General features: G+C 68.6%; 9 protein-coding genes and 1 pseudogene. 6 read left to right on the top strand and 4 right to left on the bottom strand.

Annotated features, from left to right (window positions below):
* A pseudogene (locus B2Y21_RS05635) lies at window positions 1-753 on the bottom strand (sensor histidine kinase); the annotation flags it as partial.
* An 89-nt stretch (window positions 754-842) separates the two neighbouring features.
* On the opposite strand from B2Y21_RS05635, the gene B2Y21_RS05630 reads away from it, so the two are divergent.
* From B2Y21_RS05630 to B2Y21_RS05620, 3 genes are all read left to right on the top strand, one after another.
* The gene (locus tag B2Y21_RS05630) at window positions 843-1463 is read left to right on the top strand and encodes an SCO family protein (protein WP_292057805.1); all 621 of its coding nucleotides are present in this window, start codon (window positions 843-845) and stop codon (window positions 1461-1463) included.
* Between the two features lie 97 nt (window positions 1464-1560).
* The gene (locus B2Y21_RS05625) at window positions 1561-2841 is read left to right on the top strand and encodes a polyhydroxyalkanoate depolymerase (protein ID WP_292057803.1); all 1281 of its coding nucleotides are present in this window, start codon (window positions 1561-1563) and stop codon (window positions 2839-2841) included.
* A complete protein-coding gene (locus tag B2Y21_RS05620) occupies window positions 2807-3520 on the top strand; it encodes a M48 family metallopeptidase (RefSeq protein WP_292057801.1) in 714 nt (237 codons plus the stop codon). The genes B2Y21_RS05625 and B2Y21_RS05620 overlap by 35 nt, the downstream gene beginning before the upstream one ends.
* Before the next feature lie 32 nt (window positions 3521-3552).
* Here the strand turns inward: B2Y21_RS05620 and B2Y21_RS05615 are convergent, their stop codons facing one another.
* From B2Y21_RS05615 to B2Y21_RS05605, 3 genes are all read right to left on the bottom strand, one after another.
* The gene (locus B2Y21_RS05615; protein WP_292057799.1) at window positions 3553-5622 is read right to left on the bottom strand and encodes a transglycosylase domain-containing protein; all 2070 of its coding nucleotides are present in this window, start codon (window positions 5620-5622) and stop codon (window positions 3553-3555) included.
* A gap of 83 nt (window positions 5623-5705) precedes the next feature.
* On the bottom strand, window positions 5706-6326 hold the full coding sequence (locus tag B2Y21_RS05610) for a class I SAM-dependent methyltransferase (RefSeq protein WP_292057797.1): 621 nt from the start codon (window positions 6324-6326) through the stop codon (window positions 5706-5708).
* The gene (locus B2Y21_RS05605; RefSeq protein ID WP_292057796.1) at window positions 6323-7267 is read right to left on the bottom strand and encodes an alpha/beta fold hydrolase; all 945 of its coding nucleotides are present in this window, start codon (window positions 7265-7267) and stop codon (window positions 6323-6325) included. Before B2Y21_RS05605 ends, B2Y21_RS05610 begins: the two co-directional genes overlap by 4 nt.
* A gap of 99 nt (window positions 7268-7366) precedes the next feature.
* Between B2Y21_RS05605 and B2Y21_RS05600 the strand changes: the two genes are divergently transcribed.
* The 3 genes from B2Y21_RS05600 to B2Y21_RS05590 form a co-directional block, all read left to right on the top strand.
* On the top strand, window positions 7367-8482 hold the full coding sequence (locus tag B2Y21_RS05600; protein WP_292057793.1) for an aromatic ring-hydroxylating oxygenase subunit alpha: 1116 nt from the start codon (window positions 7367-7369) through the stop codon (window positions 8480-8482).
* Between the two features lie 57 nt (window positions 8483-8539).
* Entirely contained in the window at window positions 8540-9187 is a 648-nt protein-coding gene (locus B2Y21_RS05595; protein WP_292057791.1) for a DUF1345 domain-containing protein, read from the top strand.
* Window positions 9188-9493: 306 nt separating this feature from the next.
* On the top strand, window positions 9494-10762 hold a 1269-nt coding region (locus B2Y21_RS05590), incomplete at its 3' end, for a DEAD/DEAH box helicase (RefSeq protein WP_292057807.1).

Raw genomic sequence — 10762 nt, 5'->3', positions numbered from 1 at the left:
CGCATGGGCGGCGGCGGCGGCCAGTCCGCCCAGGGCCGCCAGCCGTTGTTCGCGCTGCAGCACGTCCTGGGTGGTGGCGAGGGCCAGTTCCAGCTTGTCGGCGTCGGCCGCCACCTTCCAGGCGTAGCCGGCCGTGAACAGCACCCCCGTCACCAGGGCCAGCCCCAGCCCTAGGCGATAGAGGCCCGGCAGCTCCAGATGCTCATGCTGCCGCCACGGCAGCGGCAGGGACCAGGAGAAGAGGAAGCCCACGGCGATCAGCGCCATGACGCCCAGGATCACCGCCTGACGCGCCGGCAGGGCCGCCGCCGCGATGGTCACGGGCGCCACCAGCAAGAGGCAGAAGGGGTTGGCCAGCCCGCCGGTCAGGGCCAGCAGCGTCGCCAGTTGCAGAATGTCGAAGCCGAGCTGGGCGGCGGTTCTCGGCCCGTCGGGCAGGCTGCCGTCGATGCGCCGCGCCCGCGCCATGGTCGCCAGGTTCATCGCCACGCCCGCGCCGATCACGGTCAGGCACTCCCACAGAGGCAAGGGGAAGTGCAGGGCGAAATAGGCGGTCAGGATGGCCGAGGTCTGGCCGATCACCGCCAGCCAGCGCAGCACGATCAGGGTGCGCAGCGACAGGCCCCGCCCGCGTCGGGGCAGTTCCGGCAGACCGGCCAGTTCGCCGGCCGCCTGGATCAGGTCATGCGGATGGGCCTGATGATGGGCCTGGGGCCGGGCGTGCGACGGGATGGGGGCTTCTGTACGGCTCACCGCTCTTCTATAGACCGGGCGAAGAGCGGCTGCACGGTTCGCCGTGTCGCGGCCGCCGAAATGACCTCCGTGCCTGATGAGGAGACGCCATGCCCCGCCGTCCTGTGATCCTGTTCGCCGCCGCCTGCGCGGTCATCGCCCTGGCGCTGGGCCTGATCACCATGGTGGTCGTCGGCGGCCGGCAGCAGGCGGCCCAGACCACGGACGTCGCGACGGGCCAGCCCCTGGTCGGCGGCGACTTCACTCTGACGGATCAGGACGGCAAGACGGTCGACCAGACGATCCTGAACGGCAAATGGACCCTGGTCTTCTTCGGCTTCACCTACTGCCCCGACTACTGCCCGACCACCCTGGGCGTGCTGAACGCCGTGCAGGAGCGGATGGGCGACAAGGCTGATGATCTGCAGATCGTCTTCATCAGCATCGACCCCGAACGCGACACGCCGCAGATGCTGAAGGACTACCTCTCGTCGGACGGCTTCCCCGACGGCGTCATCGGCCTGACCGGCACGCCGGAGCAGGTGGCCAAGGCCGCCAAGGCCTATCGCGCCTTCTATCAGAAGGTCGGCGAGGGCGAAGGCTACACCATGAACCACGGCCTGACCGTCTATCTGATGGGGCCGGACGGAAAGTTCCGCAGCGCCGTGGCGCACGACCTGGGGCCCAGCCGCACCGCGACCCTGATCGAAAACGCCATGGAAAAGGGCTGATCACCTTTCCCTGAACGAAGCGCGACCGGTCTTTTTTGCGGCGCCGCACTCTGTATGATCGGCGTTCCGCATCGGCGGGGGCCGCAGACGGGGTTTCATGTTCTACGCTTTTCACGAGCTCGCCTATCATTCGGCGACGCCGTTCCGGATCGGGGCCCAGATGGCCCGTCAGTTCTGGACCTCTCCGTTCAACCCGGCGTCGGACACGGCCATCGGCCGCACCGCCTATGCCTCGGCCGAGGTGTTCGAGAGCCTGACGCGCCGTTACGGCAAGCCCGACTGGGGGCTGGAGACGCTTGAGATTGACGGCAAGCCGGTCCGCACGACCGAACAGGTCGTCTGGTCCTCGCCCTGGTGCCGTCTGGTGCGGTTCGCCCGCAACATCGGCGACCTGAAGCGCGCAGGCAAACCTGCGGCGGCGCCCGCCGTGGTGATCGTGGCCCCGCTGTCGGGCCACTACGCCACCCTGCTGCGCGGCACGGTCGAGACCTTCCTGCAGGACCACGACGTCTATGTCACCGACTGGACCAACGCCCGCCAGGTGCCGATGCTGGAAGGTCGGTTCGACTTCAACGACTACATCGACCACGTGCGCGACATGCTGGCGGCGGTGGGGCCGCGCGCCCACGTCGTCGGCGTCTGCCAGCCGGGGCCGCCGGTGTTGGCGGCCTGCGCCGTGATGGCGGCCGAGAACGACCCGAACCGGCCCGCCTCCATGACCTTCATGGGCTCGCCCATCGACGCCCGCCTGTCGCCGACGGTGACGAACCAGCTGGCCGAGGAAAAGCCCTTCACCTGGTTTAAGTCGAACATGATCCACACCGTGCCCTGGCCCTATCCGGGCGTCGGGCGGCGGGTCTATCCGGGCTTCGTCCAGCTCTACAGCTTCATGTCGATGAACGAGGACAAGCACGTCGACGCCCATCGCCGCTATTTCGAGGATCTGGTGGCCGGCGACGGCGACGGGGTCGAGAAGCACGAGCAGTTCTACGACGAATATCTGTCGGTGCTGGACCTGACCGAGGAGTTCTATCTCCAGACCATCGACATCGTCTTCCAGCAGCACCTGCTGCCGCGCGGCCTGTTGCAGCATCGCGGCGAGACGGTCGATCTGACCGCGATCACGGACATCGGCCTGGCCACCATCGAGGGCGAGATGGACGACATCTCTGGCGTCGGCCAGACCCAGGCGGCGCACGGCCTGACGCCCAACATTCCTGACGACCGCCGCCTGCTCTACGTCCAGCCCAAGGTCGGCCACTACGGCGTCTTCAACGGCCGCCGTTTCCGCGAGGAGATCTATCCCCGCGTGCGCGACTTCATCGCCAGCAATGAAGCTATCAGTGTCGTACCGGAACGGTCAGCGTCTGCCGCTTGAGGGCGGCGGCGCCCTGAGGCTGTCGGTCAATCCGCGCGCGCGTCGGCTGTCGATCCGCATCGACGCCCGCGCCGGCGAGGCCGTGGCCGTAGCGCCCAGCGAGCGACGCCTGGGCGAGGTCGTGGCCTTCGCCCGCACCAAGGCCGGATGGATCGCCGAACGGCTGGCCGCGCGGATCGACACTCAGCCGTTCGAGCCGGGCGCCGTCGTGACCTGGCTGGGGCGCCCGGTGCGCCTGGAAGCCAGCGGGGGCGCAGGAGCGGCGCGCTTGATCGACACGCCGGAGGGGCCGGTGCTGCGCTCGGGCGGCGAGGGCGAGGCCTTCTCGCGCCGCATTGAGAACTGGTTCCGTCGCGCCGCGCGCGACTTCCTGGTCGAGCGAACCGACGTCCATCTGAAGACCCTGGGCCAGAAACCGGTGAAGGTGTCCATCGTCGACACCCGCTCGCGCTGGGGCTCGTGCAGCCCGTACAACCGCTCGATCCGCTATTCCTGGCGCGTCATCATGGCTCCGCCCGCTGTGGCCGACTACCTGGCCGCGCACGAGGTCGCCCACCTGGTCCACGCCGACCACAGCCCCGCCTATTGGGCGGTGGTCGGCCGCCTGGTCGGAGATCACCGCCCGCACCGCCGCTGGCTGCGCGATCACGGCGCGGCCCTGCACGCCGTCGGCGGCTGAAGTCCTTCTCCCACAAGGGGAGAAGGAAGACCTCAGAAGAACAGCGCGTCCGGGCGGCGTTCCTGTTGGGGCGCGGCCTGCGGCGGGGCGGGGCGCGCCGCCGGGGGCTGTTGCGGCTGGGTCGGCTGCGGGGCCTGGCCGTCGATGACGACGGGCGGTTGTGCGTCGTCATAGGGTTGGGCCGTGGCGTAGGGGTCTTCGACCTGGCCCATCAGGTCGCCGACGGGATCGGGCGGAATCCAGCCCTCGGGCAGGGGCGGGCCGTTGGGGATGGCCTGGACCGCCAGCTTGGGCAGGGCCGCCTCCATGAAGCCGCGCCAGATGGCGGCGGGCGAGGAGCCGCCGGTGACGCGGGCCATCGGCTTGTTGTCGTCCTTGCCGACCCAGACGGCGGCGACGAAGCCGCCTGTGTAGCCGACGAACCAGGCGTCCTTGTAGTCCGAGGTGGTGCCGGTCTTGCCCGCGATGTCGCGCCCGCCGATGGCGGCTGAGCGGCCGCTGCCCGAGGTGATCACCCCGCGCAGCATCTGGTTCATGTAGTAGAGCGGCGGATTGTTGATCGCCTGGCCGCCTTCGGACGGGCCGTGAGTGTAGATGACCCGGCCGGAAGGGGTGCGGATGCGGCTGATGCCATAGGCGTCGACGCGGCGGCCGCCGTTGGCGAAGGCGTCATAGGCCTGGGCCATCTCTAGCGGGCTGACCTCAACGGCGCCCAGGGCCATGGACGGCTGCAGGCCGATCTCGCTCGAGATACCAAGACGTTTGGCGGCGCGTGCCACGCTGTCGCGGCCGACCTGGTCGGCGACATAGGCGGCGACGGTGTTGGTCGACTGGGCCACGGCCTGAGCCAGGGTCATCTGGCCGGAGAAGCGGCCGGAATAGTTGCGCGGCGACCAGCCGCCGATGGTCACGGGCTGGTCGACCACGGGGGTTTCGGGCGTATAGCCGGCCTCGACCGCCGCCAGGTAGACGAAGGGCTTCCAGGCCGAGCCGGACTGGCGACGCGCATCGACGGCGCGGTTGAACTGGCTGTCGCCGTAGGAGGCGCCGCCGATCATGGCGCGCACCCGGCCGTCGCCGTCCAGGGCGACCAGGGCGGCCTGTTCGACGCCCTTGCCCTTGTCGCGGTCCAGGATGCGGCGCACGGCGCGCTCGGCGTCGGTCTGCAGGGTCAGGTCCAGGGTGGTCTCGACCACGAGGTCTTCGGTTGGCTCGCCGACCAGGCCGCGGATCTGCTTGTCCAGCCAGTCGATGAAGTATTGGGCGTGCTGGCTGGCCAGGGTCTTGGACACCCGCACCGGCTCGGCCACGGCGGCTTCGCGCTGGGCCGGGGTGATGGCGCCGACCTCGACCATTTCGTTCAGCACGACGTTGGCGCGGGTAGCGGCGCGCTCGCTCTCGGACACGGGCGAATAGCGCGAAGGCGCCTTCAGCAGGCCCGCCAGCAGGGCCGCCTCGCCGACCGTCAGCTTGTCGGCGCTCTTGTCGAAATAGCGCTGCGAGGCGGATTCGATGCCATAGGCGCCGGCGCCGAAATAGACGCGGTTCAGATAGAGGGCGAGGATTTCCTTCTTGGAGAACTTCATCTCCAGCCACACGGCCAGCATCAGCTCCTGCACCTTGCGCTTCATGTTCTGATCGGGCGTCAGGAACAGGTTCTTGGCCAGTTGCTGGGTGATGGTCGAGCCGCCCTGCACCACGCGCCCGGCCTTGAGGTTCGAGGCCATGGCGCGGCTCATGCCGATCGGGTCGAAGCCGGGGTGGTGGTAGAAGCGACGGTCCTCGATGGCCACGAAGGCGGCGGGGACGTAGTCGGGCAGGGCGTCCAGATCGACCGGGGGCGCCATCTGGGTGCCGCGCACCGCGATCAGGGCGCCGGAGCGGTCCAGATAGGTGATCGAGGGCTGGCGATCGACTTCATACAGGCTGGAGGTGTCCGGCAGGTCGCGCGCGAAGACGGCGAAGAAGACGACAGCGAAGATCAGGCCCCAGACGGCCAGAACCGCGCTCCAGTAGAAGAGGCGGCCCATGAAGGTCCGGCGCGGTTTTCCTCCGCCCTGATCGTTCCCATCGGGTCCGCGGTCTTTGCGCGCCATGAACATCCCTCTATGCCAGCGGCGCGAACCCTAGCCGTTCGCATCGCCGACGAAAACGCCCCCGTTTCCGATCACGGCAGCGTGAGCGCCTATTTCGCCGAAAGAATGGCGCGCCGGGCCAGCCAGACGCCCTGATCGCCCGCGTTCTCCACCGTCAGATCGGCCTCGGTCAGCAGGGCGCGATAGGCGTCGGGGTCTAGGCTGCCGTGATAGAGCGCTTCGCCGCGCCATTCGCCGATCGCCTCGCCGTGGGCGGGACCGGCGGTGAACATCAGCCGTCCGCCGGGCGTCACACGGGCGGCTAGGACGGGCAGGACCGCTGTCTGCGCTTCCGGCGTCAGGTGGAACAGGCTGTGCCAGGCCATCACGCCGTGAAAGGCGCCGTCCGGCAGGCCGTCGCGCATGTCGCCGACGCGCCAGTCGCCTTTGGGCAGGGTCTCGCGCGCATGGGCGATCAGGCCGGGCGAGGCGTCCAGGCCGACCACCTCGAAACCGCCTTCCAGCAGGGCGGCGCCCATCGGCCAGCCCGAGCCGCAGCCGACGTCCAGCACGCGGGCGCCGGGCGGCCAGCCCTGCGTGAAGCGATCCAGCCAGGCGACCTCGTCCCAGTCGCCGTCATGACGGCGCAGAACAGCGCCCCGGTCGCGGATCCAGTCCGCCGCCTTCTCCTGATACAGGCCGACAATCCGATCCGCGGCCGGATGGCTCATCGGGCCAGGAAGGCGTCCAACTCGCCGTAGAAGGCCGTCGGCTGGTCGAACATGATGAAGTGGGCGCTGTCGTCGATGCGCTTCAGCTTGGCGCCGGGCAGGGTCGCGAACGACATCTGATAGATGGCGTCGGTGACGGCGTCGGTCATGCGGGCGTCGTTGAACTTGACGTAGAGCACCTGGGTCGGGGCGGTGATCTTCGCCAGTTCGGGGCGCAGGTCGGTCGTGACCAGTTCGCGGAAGGCGGCGGCCGAGACCTTCTGGTCGCTGTCGCGCATGTCCTGAAGGGCTTCTTCGCGGCGGCTCTCGGTGTTGATCATGCCGTTGATGGCGGTCGTCGCCTGGGCGACGTAGGCTTCGCGCGGGCTGGTCGACTGGGCGGTCCAGATCTGATCGGCGACGGGGGTCACGCTCTCGGCCGTCGCGCCCGGCGCCCCGAACATGGCGCCCATGAAGGGGATCATGTCCACGACCATCAGCCTGCCGACCAACTCGGGGTGACGCGCAGCCAGCATCATGCCCATGGTCCCGCCCATGGAGTGGCCGACGACGGCGGGCTGGTTCAGATGCTGTTCGCGGATGTAGCGGGCGATCTCTTCGGCCACGGGGGCGCCGACAGGCTGTGGCGCATCGCCCTGGGCGTTGGCTTGCGGCGCGGCGCCGGCGAAACCGGCGACGTGGATGCGGTGGATGCGATAGCGCCCGGCCAGGTGGTCGACCGTCCCCTGCCAGATGTCGGGCGAGGACGACAGGCCGGGGATCAGGATCAGGTCGGGGGCGCCTTCCGGCCCGTCGACGCGGACGCTGAGGCGGTCGGAGGAGAAGGCGGCGTGCGCCGCGCCGTGCGCCGCATGGTTGACGTGGCCGTCCTGAGCCAGGGCGGGCGCGGCGGCCAGCAGCAGGGCGGCGGCGATGAAGGCGGCGGAGGCGGTGCGGATCAAGGCGTCTCTCCCAAAGAGAATTTGAGACAGATTAATTCATCGGCTGAGGAAGGGAATGGCCTTTGGACGGCCGCCCGTCCCTGCTGCTACAAGGCGGCCATGACCGCAGACGCCGCGCCCGCATCATCCGCCACGCCTGAAGCCAAGGCCCCGCCGACGGCCTTCGGCAAGGGCTTCGTCACCGACGCCTGGTATTTCGTGGCTCTGGCGCGCGACGTGCCGGTCGCCAGCCTGAAACGCTATGAGATCATGGGCGAGCCGGTGTTGATCGGGCGCACCCGCGCGGGCGAGGTCTATGGCATGCGCGACATCTGCCCCCATCGCGCGGCGCCGCTGTCGGCCGGGCGGCTGGTCGAAAAGCCGGGCGAGGGCGAGACGATCGAATGCCCCTATCACGGCTGGCGCTTCCGGCCGGACGGCGTGTGCGCGGCCATCCCGTCGCTGGTCGAGGATCAGGCGTTCGAGGCTAACCGCATCAAGGTGCGATCCTATCCGGTGCGCGAGAGCCAGGGCATGGTCTTCGTCTGGATGGCGGCCGACGCCCGCAATCCGTCCGAACCGGATCAGGAACCCCCGCAGTTCCCCGGCGCTGTCGGCCAGCCGCGCCTGGTCGAGTGGATGGATTTCGACAGCCATATCGACCACGCCGTCGTCGGCCTGATGGACCCCGCCCACGGCCCCTACGTCCACCAGCAGTGGTGGTGGCGCTCCGAACATTCGATGCACGAGAAGGCCAAGACCTTCGCCCCGGTCGACTTCGGCTGGGCCATGGTGCGCCATGCGCCCTCCTCGAACAGCCGCCTGTACAAGGTGCTGGGCGGGGCGCCTGCGACCGAGATCACCTTCCGCCTGCCGGGTTATCGCTGGGAGCATATCCAGGTGGGCGAAAAGCAGGTGCTGGCCCTGACCTGCCTGACCCCGGTGAGCGAGACCAAGACCCGCATCACCCAGATCTTCTGGTCCGACCACTGGGTGTTCGGCATCGCCAAGCCCTTCCTGCGGATGGGCGTGGTCGCCTTCCTGAAGCAGGACGGCGGCATGGTGAACCTGCAGAACGAGGGGCTGAAATACGACCCGGCCCTGATCTGGATCGACGACGCCGACAAACAGGCCAAATGGTATCAGCAGCTGAAGCGCGAATGGCTGAAGAGCCGCGCCGAGGGCCGCGCCTTCGTCAATCCGATCAAGGAGACGGTGCTGCGCTGGAAGAGCTGAAGGCCCGGGCGGACGGGGGCTCTGGTCGTCGACGCGGAACAGCGTAATCATGCGGCCATGAAGCGGATCGCGCGCATCTTCCGTCTGCATTTCGCCCTGTGGCTGGGGCTCGCCGTCCTGGCGGTCGCCGTCGCGCTGACGCCCGCCGCCTGGGATTGGCCGATGCGGATCGCCGCCGCCTGGGACGCCAGCGTCAGCGTCTTCCTGAGTCTCACCTTCATCCGCCTGTATCGTCATCGCACGGCCACGGCCATTCGCAAGCGGGCGGCGGATCTGGATCAGGCGGGCGGCGCCGTCCTGCCGCTCAGTTTGCTGGCGGCGGCGGCCAGCGTCTTCGTGATCGTCATGGAGACGGCGGACGGCGGCAAGCCGAGCCTGGGCGAGGCGTTGTTCTCCCTCGGCACCATCGCCGCCTCCTGGCTGTTCACCCACGTCCTGTTCGCCCTGCACTACGCCCACGAATTCTATGCGCCCGCCCACGGCGGCGGCGATCGACGCGGGCTGATCTTTCCCGGAGAAGAAGAGGCGGACTACGGCGACTTCCTGCATTTCTCCCTGATCATCGGCGTGGCCAGCCAGACGGCCGACATCCAGATCAGCAGCCGTAAACTGCGCCGGATCGCCACCGTGCACAGCCTGATCGCCTTCGTCTTCAACACGGTGATCCTGGCCCTGGCGGTGAATATGGCCGTGAGCCTGCTCTAGGCTTTCGCGCGCCCATTCCAGCCGGGCGCCTTGACTTGGCCGCTATTGAGGCCCATCTGCGCTGCATCGCACAATGCGGTGACCGGCGCCTCCAGCGCGTGTTTGGGCTTCCCTCCCCGGAAGGCCTGTCTGTCGAGCGGCCGGCTCATTCGATTTCATACGTCGTCCATACACGCGGGGCGGCGCCCGTTCCCCGCCCGAGCTTCGGGCAGGCGACGTGCGCCCTTTGTGAAGGCTGGTTCGTCCAGCCGCGCGCGCCGCCGTTCGTGAAAGACAGACGTGAGCGACACCATCACCTTCGAATCCATGGGCCTGAACAAGGCTCTGCTGACCGCCCTGGCGTCGACCGGCTATGAGAAGCCGACGCCGATTCAGGCCAAGTCCATTCCCGACGTCATGAAGGGCAAGGATCTGCTGGGCATCGCCCAGACCGGCACCGGCAAGACGGCGGCCTTCGCTCTGCCGATCCTGCATCGCCTGGCCGAGAACCGCGTGGCGCCCAAGCCGCGCACCACGCGCGCCCTGATCCTGAGCCCGACGCGCGAGCTGGCGACCCAAATCGCCGACAGCTTCAAGCAATACGGCGCCCACCTGGGCTTCCGCGTCGCCGTCATCTTCGGCGGCGTGAAATACGGCCCGCAGGAGCGCGCCCTGCAACAGGGTCTCGACGTCCTGGTCGCGGCGCCGGGCCGCCTGCTGGACCACCTGCAACAGAAGACGCTGGACCTCAGCTCGACGGAAATCTTCGTCCTGGACGAGGCCGACCAGATGCTGGACCTGGGCTTCATCAAGCCGATCCGCCAGATCGTCAGCCGCATCCCGGCCAAGCGCCAGAACCTGTTCTTCTCGGCCACCATGCCGTCGGAGATCGGCAAGCTGGCGGGCGAGCTGCTGAAGGATCCGGTCAAGGTCCAGGTCACGCCGCAGTCGACCACGGTCGAGCGCATCAAGCAGTCGGTGATCTGGATCGAACAGGGCAAGAAGCGCGCCCTGCTGACCGAGCTGTTCTCTGATCCCGCCTATACGCGCTGCCTGGTCTTCACCAAGACCAAGCACGGCGCCGACAAGGTTGCCGCCTATCTGGAGGCCGGCGGCGTCGAGGCCGGCGCCATCCACGGCAACAAGAGCCAGCCGCAGCGCGAACGCGCGCTGGAAGCCTTCAAGAACGGCAAGCTGCGCGTTCTGGTCGCCACCGACATCGCCGCCCGCGGCATCGACGTGGACAAGGTCACCCACGTGGTGAACTTCGAGCTGCCCTATGTGCCGGAAGCCTATGTCCACCGCATCGGCCGTACGGCCCGCGCGGGCAAGGACGGCACCGCCATCAGCTTCGTCGCCGGCGACGAGATGAAGCTGCTGAAGGACATCGAGAAGGTCACGCGCCAGAAGATCCCGGCGATCGACCGCCGCAACGACAAGGCCCTGGCCCAGCTGGACGCCTCCATCATGTCGGCGGGTGTGGCCAAGAAGGCGACCCTGCCCGAGCGTGAAGGCCGTTCGGACGGCGAAGGGCGCGGCGGCCGTCGCGGCGGGCGCAACCCGCACCGCGAAGGCGTCAAGCAGGAGGGCGGCGGT

The sequence above is a fragment of the Brevundimonas sp. UBA5936 genome (assembly GCA_002430835.1).
Taxonomy (GTDB): Bacteria; Pseudomonadota; Alphaproteobacteria; order Caulobacterales; family Caulobacteraceae; genus Brevundimonas.
The sequence above is the reverse complement of the archived record's forward strand: the minus strand, read 5'-3'. Positions and strand labels throughout refer to the sequence as shown.

Excerpts from the sequence above, each read along its gene's own strand:
- B2Y21_RS05630 (WP_292057805.1), top strand. The coding sequence starts at position 843 with ATGCCCCGCCGTCCTGTGATCCTGTTCGCCGCCGCCTGCGCGGTCATC.
- B2Y21_RS05625 (WP_292057803.1), top strand. The coding sequence starts at position 1,561 with ATGTTCTACGCTTTTCACGAGCTCGCCTATCATTCGGCGACGCCGTTC.
- B2Y21_RS05615 (WP_292057799.1), bottom strand. The coding sequence starts at position 5,622 with ATGTTCATGGCGCGCAAAGACCGCGGACCCGATGGGAACGATCAGGGC.
- B2Y21_RS05610 (WP_292057797.1), bottom strand. The coding sequence starts at position 6,326 with ATGAGCCATCCGGCCGCGGATCGGATTGTCGGCCTGTATCAGGAGAAG.
- B2Y21_RS05600 (WP_292057793.1), top strand. The coding sequence starts at position 7,367 with ATGACCGCAGACGCCGCGCCCGCATCATCCGCCACGCCTGAAGCCAAG.
- B2Y21_RS05595 (WP_292057791.1), top strand. The coding sequence starts at position 8,540 with ATGAAGCGGATCGCGCGCATCTTCCGTCTGCATTTCGCCCTGTGGCTG.